This window comes from Pseudomonas sp. PDM01 (assembly GCF_014852325.1).
Taxonomy (GTDB): Bacteria; Pseudomonadota; Gammaproteobacteria; order Pseudomonadales; family Pseudomonadaceae; genus Aquipseudomonas; species Aquipseudomonas migulae.
Genome location: NZ_JACVBK010000004.1, coordinates 327,120 through 344,377 on the forward strand (window position 1 = coordinate 327,120; position 17,258 = coordinate 344,377).

The window sequence follows — 17,258 nt, forward strand, 5'->3', positions numbered from 1 at the left end:
CGGTCTCGCTCCCACAGAGATACGCGTCAGACGGCGCGAATCACGTGTTTGATTTCCTGGAAAGCCTGCAAGCCCCACGGCCCCAATTCGCGGCCGATGCTGCTTTGCTTGTAGCCGCCCCAGGCGGTCTGCGGGAAGATCACTTGCGGCGCGTTGATCCACACAAGCCCCGCCTGCAAAGCGTTGGCAACCCGATCCGCCGCCTCGGCATCGCGCGTCACCACGCTGGCCACCAGGCCGAACTGGCTGTCGTTGGCCAGGGCAATCGCCTCGGCTTCGGTGGCGAAACTGCGCACGCAGATCACCGGGCCGAAAATCTCTTCACACCACAGCGCACTGTCGAGGGGCACTTCGGTGAAAATCGTCGGCTGCAAAAAATAACCGCGCGGCAGGTCTGCGGGGCGATTGCCGCCGCAGATCAGCTTGGCGCCAGCACTCAAACCGCGATCGATGTGGCCGAGCACGCGTTGGTATTGCGCCTGATTGACCAGTGCGCCCATTTCCACGTTCGGATCGAACGGGTCGGCCACGCGGATGGCTTCAGTACGCGCCTTCAGGCGCAGGAGGAATTCGTCGGCCAGTTCATCGGCGACCAGCACGCGGCTGGTGGCGGAACACATCTGCCCGGCGTTGAAGAAACCACCGCCACAGGCCACTTCCACGGCCAGTTCAATGTCGGCATCGGCCAGCACCAGCAGCGAGGATTTGCCGCCCAGTTCCAGGCTCACGCCCTTCACGGTTTCTGCCGCGCGCTGCATCACCTGCACGCCGACCGCGTTGCTGCCGGTGAAGGAAATCTTGGCGATGCGCGGGTCCGCCGACATCGGCGCGCCGACCGCCAGACCGGTGCCGCAGACCACGTTGAACACGCCCTTCGGCAAACCGGCCTCGGCGATGATCGCCGCCAGTTCCAGCTCCGGCAGCGGCGTCACTTCGGAAGGCTTGAGCACCACACAGCAACCGGCGGCCAGGGCCGGGGCGAGTTTCCAGGCGGTGGTGACCATCGGGAAATTCCACGGCACGATCAGGCCGACCACACCACACGGCTCACGGCGCACACGGGCGCTGAAGTCGTCGGTGGGCAGCTCGACGTTGCTGTCCTGTTTGGCGTCGAGGCCTTCGGCCAGGCCTGCGTAGTACTCGAACGTAGCGATCATGTCATCGACGTCGATGGCCGCTTCGAACAACGGTTTGCCGTTGTTGCTCGACTGCAAGTGCATCAACTTGTCGCGACCGGCCTGCACGCCCGCAGCGATTTTGCGCAGGATTGCACCGCGCTCGGCACCGGTGGTTTGCGACCAGGCCTTGAAGGCTTCGGTGGCTGCATTTGCGGCTTGATCGACGGAGTGCGCATCACCGCCATTCACGGTGGTCAGCAACGCTTCGGTGGCCGGATTGATCACGCGCAGGTGTTCGCTGCCGGCCGACCATTTACCGTCGATGAACAGACCATCAAGAGTGGTGGGGAAAGTCATTTCGACACCGCCTGCATCCACAGAGTCTGATCGATTTCAATCAGGGTCGGGCCTTGGCGATCGGTGGCTACACGCAAGGCGCTGCGCAGTTGTTCAACACCGTTGACCGCTTCAGCCGCACAGCCCAATGCCTTGGCGACACCGATGAAATCCGGGGTGTAGATGTCTACGCCGACCGGCTCGATGGCGCGGTTGACCATGTATTTCTTGATCTCTTCGTAGCCCTGGTTGTTCCACAGCAGGACGATCACCGGGGTACGCGCTTCAACGGCGCTGGCCAGTTCCGGCAGGGTGAATTGCAGGCCGCCGTCGCCGATCAGGCACACCACCGGAGGACGCGCGCCGTTTTCAACGCTACCGCCGAGCCAGGCGCCAATCGCTGCCGGCAAGGCATAACCGAGGGTGCCATAGCCGGTGGACGAGTTGAACCAGCGGCGCGGACGCTCCGGGTTGAAGGTCAGGTTGCCGGTGTACACCGGTTGGGTCGAGTCACCGACGAACACCGCGTTCGGCAATTCGTGCAGGACGGTTTCGAGGAAACGGGTCTGGGCCAGAGTCGGCGCGTCCCAAGTGGCGGCGAGGTCTTCGCGCAGACGTGCGGCGCGGACCTGGCCCCAATCGTTGCGGCGCTCGGCCAGCGATTTGTGGGACAGCGCGCTCAGCAAGGCTTGCGCTGCGTTGCGCGAATCGGCCACCAGTGCGATGTGCGGCGGGTAGTTGCGCACGGTCTGGTCCGGGTCGATATCAACGCGCAGCAGCTTGCCGGGAATTTCGAAACCACCGGCGAAAGTGACGTCGTAGTCGGTCTCGGCCAGCTCGGTGCCGATGGCCAGAACCACATCGGCCTCGGCAACCAGGGCGCGAGTCGCGACCAGGCTCTGGGTCGAACCGATCAACAGCGGATGGCCGGATTCGAGCATGCCTTTGGCGTTGATGGTCAGCGCGACTGGCGCGTCCAACAATTCAGCCAGTTCAGTCAATTCCGCAGCGGCATCGATGGCACCGCCACCGGCGAGAATCAGTGGGCGCTTGGCGCCGGCGAGCAGTTCGGTCATGCGGCTGATCGCGCTTGGCGAAGCACCGGCGCGGTCGATATTGACCGGCAGGCTGCTGAGCAGGTCGTCGGCTTCTTCAACCAGAACGTCCAGTGGGATTTCGATGTGAACAGGACGCGGACGACCGGCCTGGAACAGCGCGAAAGCGCGGGCCAACACGCCCGGCAGTTCGGACGCCGACATCAGGGTGTGGGAGAACGCCGCCACGCCGCCGACCAATGCGCTCTGGTTCGGCAGCTCGTGGAGCTTGCCGCGACCACCGCCCAACTGGCTGCGGGTCTGCACGCTGGAGATCACCAGCATCGGGATCGAATCGGCGTAGGCCTGGCCCATGGCGGTGGTGATGTTGGTCATACCCGGGCCGGTGATGATGAAGCACACACCCGGTTTGCCGCTGGTGCGTGCATAACCGTCGGCCATGAAACCGGCGCCCTGTTCGTGACGCGGAGTGACGTGGTTGATGCTCGAACGGGCCAGCCCGCGATACAGCTCCACGGTGTGAACCCCAGGGATGCCGAACACCTGCTCAACCCCGTAATCTTCGAGTAACTTGACCAATACTTCGCCGCACGTCGCCATGTCTTTTGCCCTTTTTGTTCGTTTGAGACGCCGGGCCTGCGCAGTGTTTATGATGAGCGGGCAGGTCCAGGGATGGCCTCATTGGAACGGGCGACACGTAGCCGCAACAATGGATAAAAAGTCATACTAGCCATGTCCTCACGTCATACCTTGGATCCCAATGAAACGATTGCCTCCCCTGCCGGCGCTGCACACTTTTCTGATTACCGCGCAGTGCTGCAACTTCACCCGTGCCGCCGAACAGCTGTTCATCACCCAGGGCGCGGTGAGTCGACAGATCGCCGGGCTGGAAGAACATTTGGGTTATGAGCTGTTCATTCGCCAGGCCCGCGGCCTGGATTTGACGGCTGAAGGACGGGAGTGGCTGCCACGGGTGCAGCAGATTTTCGGCTTGATCGACGAGGCGGTGGAGCAGATCGGCGAGAAGCGCGAAACCCTGCAACTCAAGGCGCCGACCTGTGTGATGCGCTGGTTGTTGCCGCGCCTGTTGCAGTGGCAGCGGGAGCGTCCGGATGTGCCGGTGGAGCTGACCACCACGGTCAAGCACGGCGTGGATTTTCATCGCGAGCAATTCGACGCGGCGGTGATGTATGGCGCGCCGCCGGACAACGCGCTGACGTCTTATCTGCTGTTCGATGAGCAACTGACGCCGGTGTGTTCGCGACCGATGCTGGAAGGGCCACAGGCCTTGCAGTCACCGGCGGATCTGCAACAGCACTTGCTGCTGCACCCGACGCGGGATGAGCGCGACTGGAATGCCTGGCTGAAAGCGGCGGATCTTCAACTGAGCAATGTCAGCAAGGGTCAGCATTTCGAAACCCTGGACCTGGCGATGTCGATGGCGTCTCAGGGGACAGGTGTGGCGATTGGCGATTGGTCGTTGATTGGCGATGACCTGAGTGCCGGGCGGCTGGTCATGCCGTTTGAATTGAAGGTAAAAACCGGGTTGGCGTATTACCTGGTATTCCCGGAGAAACCTGCACCTTCGCCGAAGTTGCGCGAATTGATGGGGTGGTTGGTGGAGCAGGCGCAGAGTCGGTGAAAACCCAAAAGCATCGCCGGCAAGCCGGCTCCTACAAGGGCAAATCCCTGTAGGAGCCGGCTTGCCGGCGAAGGTTTAAGCCGCGCCATCAATACCCGACAGTAAACCGCTGACGGGAGTGCTTCGGCGCTTCCACTTCATCCAACATCGCAATCGCATAATCAGCAAACGTAATCCAGCTGCGCCCCGCGCCGCTCACCAGCAAATCATCCTTGCCAACCCGGAACGTACCCGTACGCTCACCTTCGACAAACTCCGCCGACGGCGACAGGAAGGTCCAGTCCAGTTCCTGTTCCTTGCGCAGGTTTTCGAGAAACAACGCACCGGCGCTGGCCTCTGCCTTGTATTCCGCCGGGAAGCCTTCGCTGTCGATGACGCGGGTGCCGTCCGGCAGCAACAGCGAACCGGCACCGCCCACCACCAGCAGACGTTTCACCCCGGCCTTCTTCACCGGCGCCACAACGGCAGCGGCGGGAATCGTGGCGAAATGTGCCGCGCTGATGACCACATCATGCCCCGTCACAGCGGCTTGCAAGGCGTCGCCATCCAGCACGTCGACATTCTTGCTGACCACCCCGGCACGCTGGCCGATTTTCGAGGTATCGCGCGCGATGGCCGTAACGCTATGACCACGACGCAGGGCTTCTTCCAACAGTTGGCTGCCGGCACGGCCGGTGGCACCGATGATTGCGATGTTGCTCATGACGTTCTCCAGTGTGGATCAGTGTGAGTGGGTGAATCGGGTTACCACTTCATCTCGCCCTTGGCGACTTTGGCGCTCAGCTCCAGCGAGCTTTCTTCGCCCAGTTTCGGGTAGCGTTTTTTCATCGCGGCGATCAGCGCGGCGGCGTCTTTGGCCTTGGCGGTTTCTTCGTCGAAGGCTTTGATGTAATCCGCGGTGAACTGCACGGCGGCCAGGGAGCGGGCACTTTTGCCGAGGTAGTGACCCGGCACGAGGGTGTGCGGTTTCAGGGTTTCGATGGAGTGCAGCGTAGCCAGCCAATCAGCGTGGGACTGCGCGGTTTGGGTATCGGCCATCCACACGTGAATGTTTTCTGCGACGACCACGCCACCGACCACTGCCTTGATCGACGGGATCCACACAAAGGTACGATCCGGTTGTTTGCCCTCAAGACCCACCACCTGCAACTTCTGCCCTTCGAGCATCAGGCTGTCGCCCTTGAGTACGTCCGGCACGATGGTTTTGGCCGGCACGTCGGCACCCATTTTCGGCCCCCAGAACGCCAGTTTGCCGTCGACGGTTTGCTTGATGTGGTCCACGGTCGGTTGCGAGGCGAGCACCTTGGCGTTGGGGAACGCGGCGGTCAGGGTGTCGAGGCCGAAGTAGTAATCCGGGTCACCGTGGCTGATGTAGATGGTGGTCAGTTGCTTGCCGCTGGCGCGGATTTTTTCCACCACTTGCTCGGCCTGGGATTTGCCGAATTGCGCGTCCACCAGAATCGCGTCTTTCTCGCCGCTGACCAGCACCGACGTCACCGGGAAGATCGCTTTCTCGCCGGGGTTGTAAACATCCAGCGTCAGCGTCGATGCCGCCGCGTGGGCCGCGAAACCGAGGGTGGCCGTGGCCAGCAAAATACGCTTGAGGTTGAAACCGATCATCTGTTGCTCCGTTGTTTGATAGACGCCCTTTGTGTAGGAGCCGGCTTGCTGGCGATGGATTTGAAGACGCCGCGTTTATCCAGGAACTACGCGTTATCGTTAACGACCATCATCGGAACGCCGCCCGCAGCAAGCCGGCTCCTACAGAATATGGACAGAGCTTAGTTGCCTTATTCATTACAAAAAATGCGATGCTTAGACATAGTTTGTTTCTGAAAGCGGGCAAATCATGGATCGTCTACAAGCAATGCGCGTATTCGTCACGGTGGTCGACCTCGGCAGCCAGTCGGCCGCCGCCGATCACCTGGACCTGTCGCGGCCAGTGGTTTCGCGGTATCTGGCGGAACTGGAAGACTGGGTTGGCGCGCGCCTGATGCATCGCACCACACGTAAATTGAGCCTGACCGCCGCCGGCAGTGAAATCCTGCCGCGCTGTCGACAGATGCTCGACCTGTCCACGGACATGCAAGCCGCCGTCAGCGAGCCGGACGATGCGCCGCGGGGCCTGCTGCGGATCAGCGTCAGCACCTCGTTCGGCCAGGCGCAATTGGCGGATGCGATGGCCGCCTACGTCAAACGTTACCCCGGCGTCAGCATCGACCTGCAGATGCTCGACCGCACGGTGAACCTGGTGGATGAGCGCATCGATCTGGCGATTCGCACCAGCAATGACCTGGACCCGAATCTCATTGCGCGGCGGCTGACGGTCTGCCGCTCGGTGATCTGCGCCGCTCCCGCTTACCTGCAGGAGCACCCGACGCCAATGCGGGTGGAAGACCTGAGCCAGCACAACTGCCTGACCCACTCCTACTTCGGCAAAAGCCTGTGGCATTTCGAGCAGGACGGCGAACCGGTCTCGGTGCCGGTGCAGGGCAACATCAGCGCCAACGAAGCGAGCACCCTGCTGCGCGCAACAATCGCTGGCGCCGGGGTGGCGATGTTGCCGAGTTATCAGGCGGGTGTGCATATCCACAGCGGCGAACTGATCCGCCTGCTGCCCCAGGCCGAACCGCGCCAGATGAACATCTACGCGGTGTATGCCTCACGCAAGCACATGCCGGCGGCATTGCGCAGCGTGCTGGATTTTCTGGTGCTCAGGTTTCCGGAAGAACCAGAGTGGGATGCAGGATTGTAGATACGCCCCCCTGTAGGAGCCGGCTTGCCGGCGATGGTCGTTAACGATAACGCGGGCTTACCGGATGAACGCGGTGCCTTTACGTTCATCGCCAGCAAGCTGGCTCCTACAGGGGGTAATGCATGACTGGCAACTCACTGCCGCTGACCTATGCTGAACTTAGTACCGAAGGGTATTCGTTCAGAGGTCAACGCCATGAACACGAAAACAAGAAGATACCTCGCCATTTTCATCACCTGCGCGGTGACGCTGGCGCTGTACGGCACCGCGGCGTGGCGCGTTGAGCAATTGCGAAACCTGCCCCGTGAGTACGCGAGCTGCAACTTCGAGCGCTGCATTCCCCACAACGCGACCCTCAACGCCCTCCGGTGATGAAGGGGATCAGGCCTCGTTGTCCTGATCGGCCTTCAAGCGGTCGCGGAACGCCTTGGGTGAGATCCCCACACGACGCCGGAACAGGCGCGTGAAGTTGGTCGGATCGGAAAACCCCAACACATCGGACATTTCATAAATGGTCATGCTGGTGTAGGTCAGCAAACGCTTGGCCTCCAGCAATTGCCGTTCGTGCATGATCTGCAACGCCGGTTGTCCCGCCAGTTCACGGCACGTGCCGTTGAGGTGCGACACCGAAATCCCCAGCCGATGCGCCAGGTCTTCGACCTTGACGTGCTGGCGATACGTCTCTTCCACCAGTTGGATAAACCCGTTGAGGTATTCCCGCGCACGCTGCGGACGCTGACTGGCCGAGCGACGCTGCAACGCCTGCCGGCTGACCCACACCATGATCACGCTGACCAGCGAATGCATGAGCATTTCCCGGGCCGGTTGATGGCCGGTGTATTCGGTTTGCAGCGCAGAAAACAGACTGTTGAGGTACTCGCTGTCGTTGCCGGCCGGATAACTTTCGGCCTGGGCCAGAGCATTCACCGAGTTTCCCAATTGTGCCTGAAGATGGGCGACCAGCGGCGCGGCGAGGGTCACGACAAAGCCTTCGACATCCTCGGAAAAACGATAACCGTGCACCGACAATGGCGGCAGAACCAGGATCGCCGGTTCGCCCAATTGCGTACGTTTGCCTTCGATTTCAAGCTCTGCCTGACCTTTGAAAACGAAGAGTAATTGGCATAAATCGGCGTGGCGATGGGGTTTGATTTCCCACTGGTGTTCGCGGCTGCGTTTGGAAATGGTTTCACAGTGCAGCAAGTCCGGGGTCGGCCAGTCCAGGCTTTCACCGTAGAGCTTGAACACCGGTATCGAAGGCAGGGCAGGCTTGTTCATAACTTCAATCCAGGCCTCGGGAAGTGACGGGCGATAATCGCACCGATTGGCAGAAAGTACAGCTATCGGCTCAGTTTTCACCTTCAATTGACAGACCCGCAAGTGAAAAATGCAAGCACTCGATCCATAAAAATAATTCACCGACGCAGGTCGTGTGGAGCTTGCGAGTCATAAAAACAATGAAAACACTGAAAACCCAAGTCGCCATCATTGGCGCCGGCCCCTCCGGTTTGCTGCTCGGCCAATTGCTGCACAACGCCGGTATCGACACCCTCATTCTCGAACGCCAGACCCCGGACTATGTGCTCGGGCGAATCCGTGCCGGTGTCCTCGAACAAGGCATGGTAGAGCTGCTGCGTCAGGCCGGCGTCGGCCAGCGCATGGACGCCGAAGGACTGGTTCACGGCGGCTTCGAACTGGCCCTCGACGGGCGCCAGGTGCACATCGATCTGCACGCCCTGACCGGGGGCAAAACCGTGATGATCTACGGGCAAACCGAGGTCACTCGCGACCTGATGGCCGCTCGTCGGGAGGCCGGCGCGCAGACGATCTATGAAGCCGGCAACGTCGTGCCTCACGGCATGAAAACCGATGAAGCGTTCGTGACGTTCGAAAAGGACGGCGAAGCGTATCGGCTCGATTGCGACTACATCGCCGGTTGCGACGGTTTCCATGGTGTAGCGCGGCAATCGATTCCCGCCGAGAACCTGAAGGTGTTCGAACGGGTTTATCCGTTCGGCTGGCTGGGGATTCTCGCCGACACGCCACCGGTTCACGATGAACTGGTCTACGCCCGTCACGAACGCGGTTTTGCCCTGTGCAGCATGCGCTCGGCGACTCGCACCCGGTATTACCTTCAGGTCCCTGCCGACGAGGCTGTCGAGAATTGGTCCGATCAACGCTTCTGGGATGAGCTCAAATCCCGGCTGCCTGCTGCGCTGGCCGAATCTTTGGTGACCGGGCCGTCCATCGAAAAAAGCATCGCGCCGTTGCGCAGTTTCGTGGTCGAACCGATGCAATACGGACGGATGTTTCTGGTCGGCGACGCCGCGCACATCGTCCCGCCGACCGGCGCCAAAGGTCTGAACCTGGCGGCCAGCGACGTCAGTACGTTGTTCAATATCCTGCTGAAGGTTTACCGCGAAGGCCGTGTCGACTTGCTGGAGAAATACTCCGAAGTCTGCCTGCGCAGGGTCTGGAAAGCCGAGCGATTTTCCTGGTGGATGACCTCGATGTTGCACCGCTTTGACGATCACGACGGGTTCAGTCAGCGCATCAGCGCGTCGGAGCTGGACTACTTCGTCAGCTCCGAAGCGGGTCGAAAAACCATTGCAGAAAATTACGTCGGGCTTCCTTATGAGGCTATCGAATAGCTTCCTACCGACTTACACTGGCGAGCATCCCCGCTCGCCCTTGCCTCCTGCGGGACCCTCACTGCCCGCAGGTTCTCCCGTGACCAATCTCAACCAGCCTGAAACGCCCAAACCGGCCATCCGGAGCGTGCTGATCGCCCTGATGCTGGCCATCTTTCTCGGGGCGCTGGATCAGACGATCGTCGCTGTATCGATGCCCGCCATCTCCGCGCAGTTCAAGGACGTCAGCCTGCTGGCCTGGGTGATTTCCGGCTACATGGTGGCGATGACCGTCGCCGTGCCGATCTACGGCAAACTTGGCGACCTGTACGGTCGGCGCAAGTTGATGCTGTTCGGCATGGGGCTGTTCACGATTGCTTCGTTCTTCTGCGGCATGGCTCAGAGCATGGAGCAACTGGTGCTGGCGCGGATTCTTCAGGGCATTGGCGCCGGCGGGATGATTTCGGTCAGCCAGGCGATCATCGGCGACATCGTGCCGCCTCGCGAACGCGGTCGTTATCAAGGCTATTTCAGCAGCATGTACGCGGTGGCCAGCGTCGCCGGCCCGGTACTCGGCGGTTACATGACCGAATACCTGTCCTGGCGCTGGGTGTTCCTGATCAACCTGCCGCTGGGCCTTGGCGCCTGGCTGGTCGCCCGTCACACCCTGGTCGGGCTCCCGGTGCCGCAGCGCAAACCGATCATCGATTACCTCGGCACCGTGTTGATGATCATCGGTTTGACCGCCTTGTTGCTCGGCATTACTCAGGTCGGCCAGGGGCATTCGTGGCGCAGCGCCGAGGTGCTGGGTTTGCTGGGTTGTGCGGTGGTGGTCCTGGCGTTGTTCGTCGGGCATGAGCGCCGTGCACGGGAGCCGTTGCTGCCGATGCACCTGTTCGCCAACCGCAATGCGATCCTGTGCTGGTGCACGATTTTCTTCACCAGTTTCCAGGCGATTTCGTTGATTGTGCTGATGCCGTTGCGCTTCCAGAGCGTGACCGGCGCCGGGGCCGACAGTGCCGCGCTGCACCTGTTGCCACTGGCCATGGGTTTGCCGATCGGCGCGTATTTCGCCGGGCGCCGAACCTCGGTGACCGGGCGCTATAAACCGATGATTCTCGCGGGCGCCCTCCTCATGCCGATCTCGATTCTCGGGATGGCGTTCAGTCCGCCACAGGCGGTGGTGCTCAGCAGTCTGTTCATGGTGCTCAGCGGGATCGCCTCCGGCATGCAGTTCCCGACGTCATTGGTCGGGACGCAGAATTCGGTGGAACAACGGGACATCGGCGTGGCGACCAGCACCACCAACCTGTTCCGCTCCCTGGGCGGCGCGGTGGGCGTGGCATTGATGTCGGCGTTGTTGCTGGCATTGCTGCAAGACTCGAGTTTCGCCCATCTGGCCGGTTCGACGCTGATTGCCGAGGGCAGCTCCGGGAACGTTTTGCTGGATGGCCTGAACGCCGCGCCGGGGGATGCACAGAACGCCTTGCGCGCCGAGCTGCTGCTGACCTTCCGGCATTTGTTGATGGTCAGTGCGGCGGTGTCGTTGCTTGGGTTGGCCGCGGCGATTGCCATGCCGAACCGGGTGTTGCGTGGGCGGGAAGACAAGGCTCGGTAGTTGAACCGAGTCGCGGCCTTCGCGGGCAAGCCTCGCTCCTACAAGGACTACGCGATCCTGTAGGAGCGAGGCTTGCCCGCGAAGACGTCATCCCATGTGATAGAGATTCAAGGGCTGTAATACCCCACAGCCACCAGAAAATGCCCGACCTTCTTCAGGTACGCATGCTTGTCCTCGACCTTGCCGGTCACCGGGTTTTTCCACCGGTACGCGTATTCGCCATAATCCTGCCCGGCCATCAACGCCAGGATCGGCTCGCCGACCGGCTTGCCTTCAGGGTCCTTGATCTTGCCGAAATCGGTATTGATCAAGCGCAGGTTTGTACCGTGGGCGACATAACGCTGCGTATTCAAGTCTACGACGAACACATACAAGTCATCCTGCAAATAACCGCCCTTGAGCGAGTTGATCGACGTGAGCGTGCCCTTCTCGTCCTTGGCCAGATCGGTCGCCGCTTTGTTCAGCAACGCCATCGCCTGCTCCGCCGACGCCCGTGGCAAGTAGTAACCCACCGCCAGAATCCGCTGGCCGACCCGTTGGTAAAACACATGCTTGCGTTCGACCTTGCCGTCGGACCAGTTCTGCCAGCGATACTCCGCTTGCTGAATGCCATTGCCCTCCGGCACTTTCAACGCGTCCTTGAAAGCCTTCTGCAAATCCGGCCCGAGCACATCCGATACATCACGCCCGATCAACGCCGAAGAAGGCCCACCGCTGGCGAGCATCACGCCTTTGGTATCGAGCACGAACACGTAGCGGTCCTTGTCGACAAACTCGCCCTGACGACTGAAGGCCGCGAACGCCTTGTCGCCATTGTCGTGGTAATAGGCCAGGGCTTTTTCCAGCAAGGCGATGGCGGCCTGGCTGTCGTCCTTCTCGGTCCCGGCGGCTTGCGCCTGCCCAAGACACAGCAACAGCATCCCGCCCAGCAGGGCCAACCTGTGCAAAAACCCCATTGCGCATCCCTCGTTCTCTTCGGTGTTTGAAGAGCGTAGACGGCAATGGGGCATGTATGGATATTCAGCGAACCGCAGTCTGCAAAATGGTATTGCAGCGCATTACCGCGCCTTCAGCCTCAAGGCCTGGCCCGCAACTGCTGCTGCAAATTCTGAATCTGCGCCTGAAGGGTGTTGATGTTACGGGTGACCTGGCTACGGAAGGCGTCGAACTCGGCGGTACTGGACGGGCCTGACGCGGCGGCCGGGCGGTTGTCCTGCTCGCTTTTGAGCACGATCAGGTCTTGTTCCAGGCGTTCGATGGCGGCGCTCGGGTTGCCTTGTTTCTTCAGCGCGGTGATGTCGGCGCCGAGGCTTTTTAGCTGGGCTTCGAATTTTTCAGTGTCCGCCGGGGCGCTTTTCAGGGCAGCCAGTTCGCTGCTCAGGGCTTTGACCTGGGCCTGCAATTGCGTGTTGGCGGTCTGGTGCTCGGTGTTCTGGGCGGTGGCTTGCGCCAGGCGCTTGTCCAGATCGGCGGTTTGCGCAGTCATTTGCGCCAGACGCTTGTCCAGGTCCGACGTCTGGCCGGCAACGCCCTGCTGCTGTTTGCTCTGGTCCTGGAGTTTGCTTTCCAGCTGCCTGATTTGCAGTTTCAGCGCCTCGCTGTCGCTGGTGACGTTGGTCTGACTGGCGACCACCTTGCCGGAAATGTCCTGCAAGCGTCCCGCTGCATCCTCACTGATACGCGCGAAACTTTCCTGGGTCGCCACCAGTTGCTGTTCCATCAGCGAGATCTGCTGAAAGCTCCACCACGCAAGGCCGGCGAACGCAAAGAACAAGGCGCCGACCAGCGCCCACAACGGACCGGTGCTGGCCGCCCTGACCTTGACCACCGGCGGCGTGCGCGAATGCACGGCGGTGCGGGCGGTGGGCACAAAATCATCGTCGTCGAGGCTGTCGGCACGCAGGCTCGGTACATCGTCGAAGTCGTCGTTGGCATCGTTACGCATGGACATTGAGTCAACCTTTGTGGAACGCGGTGATGGCTTGATGGGGCGAAGTATAAACCCGTCAGCCGCATCGATTGACCCTGAACCCCACTCTGCGTTCAGTAACGGGATTTGTCAGTGAATGTCCTGAGCCTTCCACCAGCCGCAGAATTCATCGAGGGCCGTCCAGAGGCTGACCTTCGGGTCGTAGTCCAGATAATGCCGCGCGCGGCTGATGTCCAGGGTGAAATTTTTGTTCATCACTTGCATGCCCAAGCGCGACAGGGTCGGCTCGGGGCGACCCGGCCACAGCTTGCACGCGCCCTCGTTGAGCGCCGCCACGGCGTAGGCCAAGCCGTAGGAACGGTAGCGGGTCACCTGTGGGACGTCCATTTTGCGCATGACGTAATTGACCACGTCCCACAACGGAATCGGCGTGCCGTTGCTGATGTTGTAGGCCTTGCCCAACGCCGAACCGCTGGCCAGCAAGCTGCTGAGCAACGCTTCGTTGAGGTTTTGCACGCTGGTGAAATCGACCTTGTTCAAACCGTTTCCGATGATTGCCAGGCGACCTTTGCGTTGCATGTTCAGCAGTCGCGGGAAGATGCTCATGTCACCGGCACCGGTCACGAAACGCGGGCGCAGGGCCAGGGTTTCGAGGCCGAACTCCTGGGCGCCGAAGACCTTTTGCTCGGCCAGGAATTTGGTCGCGGCGTAGGGATGCTTGAAGCGCTTGGGCACCTGTTCTTCGGTCAATCCGAGGTGATCGCGGCCGTCGAAATAGATCGACGGCGAGGACAAATGCACCAGTCGCCTAACGCGTTGCTTCAGGCAGGCTTCGACCACGTTTTCGGTGACCTGCACGTTGCCTTGATGAAAGTCCTGATAACGTCCCCACACGCCGACAGCACCGGCGCAATGCACCACGGCTTCGGCATCGGAACACAGATCGCGCGCCAGTTGCGGGTCACTCAAGTCGCCCGCAATGAACTCGGCGCCACGGCGCACCAGATGTTCGACGCTTTCGGCCCGGCGACCGTTGACCCGCACGTCCAGGCCCTGCTCCAGGGCGAAACGCGCAAAGCGCCCGCCGATGAAGCCGCTTGCGCCGGTGACCAGAATCTTCATGTAGTGCTCCGAATATTTCGTTTTGCGTAGTGCGTGAGGTCTTGACGCTGCCGGTCAGGTCAACGGCACCAGCCATTGCTTCGACGAGCGCACCAATTGATCGGTCAGCAACCCCAGCAACTGACCGCCATTGCGCCAATGATGCCAGTACAGCGGCACATCGATGGGCTTATCTGGCAAAAGCTCCACCAGAACGCCGCGCTCAAGTTGCTCGCGCACCTGCAATTCCGGCACCAGTCCCCAGCCGAGACCGGCTTCCGTCAGGCGAATGAAGCCTTCGGATGACGGGCATAAATGGTGTTCGAAACCGCCGTCTACGCCGAGGGACGCGAGGTAGCGATGCTGTAGGAAATCGTCCGGGCCAAAGACCAGCGCCGGCGTTTTCGACAACTGATCGGCGCGCACGCCATGCGGAAAATGCCGGGCGATGAACGCCGGGCTGGCCAGCGCGCGATAACGCATGGCACCCAACAGGACGCTGCGCGCACCCGCCACCGGACGTTCGCTGGCACAGACGCACGCAGCCACTTCGCCTGCACGCATGCGTTTGAGGCCGACGGTCTGGTCTTCGACCACCAGGTCGAGCAGCAAATGTTGCTCGGCACAAAAGTCACCGACCGCCTCGGCCCACCAGGTGGCAAGGCTGTCAGCGTTCAGTGCGATGCGCAGACGTTCCGGCAGGCCTTCTTCATCCAGCGCCGGCACCAGCGTTTGCAAGTCCCGCTCCAGCAAGCGCACCTGCTGCACATGGTTGAGCAAACGCCGGCCGATTTCCGTCGGCGCCGGTCGCGCCATCCGCACCAGCACCGGCTGGCCGACCCGCGCTTCCAGCAGTTTGATGCGCTGGGAGATCGCCGATTGCGACAAGCCAAGCACCTTTGCGGCACGTTCAAAACCGGCCTGCTCGATCACGGCGGCCAACGCAGAAAGCAATTTATAGTCGAACATCAGTTTTCCTAATGAGCGATCAGCATGATTGATTTTTCTTATACAGGTTAGCAGCAGAGAATGCGCGGCAAGAACTCTTGAACAAGGATTACCGACATGGCTGGCGAAACTTCACTGGCAACACTGCTACGCAGCATGAGCCCGCAACTCAACGCTGGCGAATACGTGTTCTGCACCCTGCGGGACGGTCAATTGCCATCGAACCTTGAGATTGTCGGCAGCTTTCGCGAGCAGGAAGGTCTGACGGTGATTCTGGAACGTTCCCACGCAGAACGGGCCGGTTTCAGCTTCGACTACGTCGCAGCCTGGATCACCCTCAACGTGCATTCGGCCCTTGAAGCCGTCGGCCTGACCGCCGCGTTCGCCACCGCGCTGGGCCAGGCCGGGATCAGTTGCAACGTGATCGCCGGTTACTTCCACGACCATTTATTCGTCGGCCAGGCCGATGCCGAACGCGCCCTGCAAGTGTTGCGGGATCTGGCAGCCAACGCGGAGTAAAACTTATGTGGCAAAGCTATGTGAACGGCCTGTTGGTGGCCGCGGGGCTGATCATGGCGATCGGCACTCAGAACGCGTTTGTGCTGGCCCAGAGCCTGCGACGTGAACACCACCTGCCGGTGGCAGCGCTCTGCGTGACCTGCGACGCGTTGCTGGTAGCGGCCGGCGTATTCGGTCTGGCGACCGTGCTGGCGCAAAACCCGACATTGCTGGCCATCGCTCGCTGGGGCGGCGCTGCGTTTCTGCTGTGGTACGGCAGCCTTGCGCTGCGCCGGGCCTGCTCGAAGCAAAGCCTGCAACAGGGTGAAAACCAGACGGTCCGCTCACTGCGCGCGGTGATGCTCAGCGCCCTGGCGGTGACCTTGCTCAACCCGCATGTTTATCTGGATACCGTTTTACTGATTGGCTCTCTCGGTGCGCAACAAACCGAGCCCGGGGCTTATGTTGTCGGCGCGGCCAGCGCTTCGCTGCTTTGGTTTTTCACGTTGGCGCTGGGCGCCGCATGGTTGGCGCCATGGCTGGCTCGGCCAAGCACATGGCGGATCCTTGATTTGTTGGTGGCAGTGATGATGTTCGCCGTTGCCGGCCAACTGATCATCGCTACCTGATATTCCAAATGGCTCTGGAACCTCTATTCCACACAGTTGTTGCGTGGTTATGCCGCACCCCCGGTGCTATGATCCGGTTCGATGCGCCGCAAAGAGTACAAACTCCCCGGCGCTTGTCTGGCCGCCCGTGATCGGCCTTGCGCTCACCGCAACTGACCTGATTAGGAGAATCATCATGGCTTTCGAATTGCCGCCGCTGCCTTACGCACACGATGCCCTGCAGCCGCACATTTCCAAGGAAACCTTGGAGTACCACCACGACAAGCACCACAACACCTACGTCGTGAACCTGAACAACCTGGTGCCAGGCACCGAGTTCGAAGGCAAGACCCTGGAAGAGATCGTCAAGTCTTCCTCGGGCGGTATCTTCAACAACGCCGCTCAAGTCTGGAACCACACTTTCTACTGGAACTGCCTGGCGCCAAACGCCGGCGGTCAACCAACCGGCGCACTGGCTGAAGCCATCAATGCTTCCTTCGGTTCGTTCGACAAGTTCAAGGAAGAATTCAGCAAGACTTCCATCGGCACCTTCGGTTCCGGTTGGGGCTGGCTGGTGAAAAAGGCTGACGGTTCCCTGGCCCTGGCCAGCACCATCGGCGCCGGCAACCCGCTGACCAACGGCGACACCCCGCTGCTGACCTGCGACGTCTGGGAACACGCTTACTACATCGACTACCGCAACGTTCGTCCGAAATACGTCGAAGCGTTCTGGAACCTGGTCAACTGGAAATTCGTGGCTGAGCAGTTCGAAGGCAAAACCTTCACCGCTTAAGCTCGACGCCAGTCAAAAAACCCGGCTTTTGCCGGGTTTTTTTATGGGTCTGGAAACGTACAAAGCCAGGTGTTCCCGTAGAACGGGTCGGCTGTCAGGCCGCCATCGCCGGAACGCTGCCCGCAGCAAGCCAGCTCCTACAAGGTTCGGGGACAGCCGTGAAAACAGGTTGGTTGTCAGGCCGTCATCGCCAGCAAGCCGGCTCCTACAGGGGGTGGGTACATCC

Annotated in this window: 17 protein-coding genes; 8 read left to right on the plus strand and 9 right to left on the minus strand. The window is 61.0% G+C overall.

The features are described from left to right. Positions 1 to 26: 26 nt before the first annotated feature. Together IB246_RS12275 and IB246_RS12280 are read right to left on the minus strand one after the other, a co-directional pair. Positions 27 to 1,475 carry an aldehyde dehydrogenase family protein gene (locus IB246_RS12275; RefSeq protein ID WP_008042004.1) on the minus strand — a complete coding sequence of 483 codons (1,449 nt, stop codon included), beginning with the start codon at positions 1,473 to 1,475 and terminating at the stop codon, positions 27 to 29. Then, the gene (locus IB246_RS12280; protein WP_008042005.1) at positions 1,472 to 3,109 is read right to left on the minus strand and encodes a 5-guanidino-2-oxopentanoate decarboxylase; all 1,638 of its coding nucleotides are present in this window, start codon (positions 3,107 to 3,109) and stop codon (positions 1,472 to 1,474) included. The genes IB246_RS12275 and IB246_RS12280 overlap by 4 nt, the downstream gene beginning before the upstream one ends. Positions 3,110 to 3,269: 160 nt before the next feature. Here IB246_RS12280 and IB246_RS12285 point away from each other — a divergent pair, with 160 nt between their 5' ends. Continuing rightward, on the plus strand, positions 3,270 to 4,151 hold the full coding sequence (locus tag IB246_RS12285; protein WP_008034326.1) for a LysR substrate-binding domain-containing protein: 882 nt from the start codon (positions 3,270 to 3,272) through the stop codon (positions 4,149 to 4,151). An 88-nt stretch (positions 4,152 to 4,239) separates the two neighbouring features. Here IB246_RS12285 and IB246_RS12290 read toward each other — a convergent pair whose 3' ends face one another. Together IB246_RS12290 and IB246_RS12295 are read right to left on the minus strand one after the other, a co-directional pair. After that, the gene (locus IB246_RS12290; protein WP_008042006.1) at positions 4,240 to 4,854 is read right to left on the minus strand and encodes an NAD(P)-dependent oxidoreductase; all 615 of its coding nucleotides are present in this window, start codon (positions 4,852 to 4,854) and stop codon (positions 4,240 to 4,242) included. Between the two features lie 41 nt (positions 4,855 to 4,895). After that, entirely contained in the window at positions 4,896 to 5,771 is an 876-nt protein-coding gene (locus IB246_RS12295) for an MBL fold metallo-hydrolase (RefSeq protein ID WP_008034330.1), read from the minus strand. Positions 5,772 to 6,000: 229 nt separating this feature from the next. On the opposite strand from IB246_RS12295, the gene IB246_RS12300 reads away from it, so the two are divergent. After that, entirely contained in the window at positions 6,001 to 6,906 is a 906-nt protein-coding gene (locus IB246_RS12300) for a LysR family transcriptional regulator (RefSeq protein WP_202949197.1), read from the plus strand. Between the two features lie 195 nt (positions 6,907 to 7,101). Continuing rightward, complete coding sequence (locus IB246_RS12305) at positions 7,102 to 7,278, plus strand: hypothetical protein (RefSeq protein WP_008034333.1); 177 nt, start codon at positions 7,102 to 7,104, stop codon at positions 7,276 to 7,278. A 9-nt stretch (positions 7,279 to 7,287) separates the two neighbouring features. On the opposite strand, the gene IB246_RS12310 is transcribed toward IB246_RS12305, so the two are convergent. Continuing rightward, positions 7,288 to 8,184, minus strand: coding sequence for a helix-turn-helix domain-containing protein (locus IB246_RS12310; protein WP_008042009.1), 897 nt, complete (start codon positions 8,182 to 8,184; stop codon positions 7,288 to 7,290). Positions 8,185 to 8,372: 188 nt separating this feature from the next. On the opposite strand from IB246_RS12310, the gene pobA reads away from it, so the two are divergent. Together pobA and IB246_RS12320 are read left to right on the plus strand one after the other, a co-directional pair. Further along, entirely contained in the window at positions 8,373 to 9,557 is a 1,185-nt protein-coding gene (gene pobA / locus IB246_RS12315; RefSeq protein WP_177318185.1) for a 4-hydroxybenzoate 3-monooxygenase, read from the plus strand. Between the two features lie 79 nt (positions 9,558 to 9,636). Then, entirely contained in the window at positions 9,637 to 11,154 is a 1,518-nt protein-coding gene (locus tag IB246_RS12320) for an MDR family MFS transporter (protein WP_008042013.1), read from the plus strand. Positions 11,155 to 11,261: 107 nt separating this feature from the next. On the opposite strand, the gene IB246_RS12325 is transcribed toward IB246_RS12320, so the two are convergent. From IB246_RS12325 to IB246_RS12340, 4 genes are all read right to left on the minus strand, one after another. Beyond that, positions 11,262 to 12,110 carry a cache domain-containing protein gene (locus tag IB246_RS12325; RefSeq protein WP_008042015.1) on the minus strand — a complete coding sequence of 283 codons (849 nt, stop codon included), beginning with the start codon at positions 12,108 to 12,110 and terminating at the stop codon, positions 11,262 to 11,264. Positions 12,111 to 12,229: 119 nt separating this feature from the next. After that, positions 12,230 to 13,105 (minus strand): ATPase, encoded by an 876-nt coding sequence (locus tag IB246_RS12330; RefSeq protein ID WP_008042021.1) that lies wholly within the window; start codon positions 13,103 to 13,105, stop codon positions 12,230 to 12,232. Between the two features lie 108 nt (positions 13,106 to 13,213). Further along, positions 13,214 to 14,206: an NAD-dependent epimerase/dehydratase family protein gene (locus IB246_RS12335; RefSeq protein WP_008042022.1), complete on the minus strand. Its 993-nt coding sequence runs from the start codon at positions 14,204 to 14,206 to the stop codon at positions 13,214 to 13,216. Between the two features lie 54 nt (positions 14,207 to 14,260). Next, entirely contained in the window at positions 14,261 to 15,154 is an 894-nt protein-coding gene (locus IB246_RS12340; RefSeq protein ID WP_008034351.1) for a LysR family transcriptional regulator ArgP, read from the minus strand. A 96-nt stretch (positions 15,155 to 15,250) separates the two neighbouring features. Between IB246_RS12340 and IB246_RS12345 the strand changes: the two genes are divergently transcribed. From IB246_RS12345 to IB246_RS12355, 3 genes are all read left to right on the plus strand, one after another. After that, a complete protein-coding gene (locus tag IB246_RS12345) occupies positions 15,251 to 15,652 on the plus strand; it encodes an ACT domain-containing protein (protein WP_008034352.1) in 402 nt (133 codons plus the stop codon). A gap of 5 nt (positions 15,653 to 15,657) precedes the next feature. Next, entirely contained in the window at positions 15,658 to 16,260 is a 603-nt protein-coding gene (locus IB246_RS12350) for a LysE/ArgO family amino acid transporter (RefSeq protein WP_008034357.1), read from the plus strand. Positions 16,261 to 16,435: 175 nt separating this feature from the next. After that, positions 16,436 to 17,032 (plus strand): superoxide dismutase, encoded by a 597-nt coding sequence (locus IB246_RS12355; RefSeq protein WP_008034365.1) that lies wholly within the window; start codon positions 16,436 to 16,438, stop codon positions 17,030 to 17,032. Positions 17,033 to 17,258: the final 226 nt, after the last annotated feature.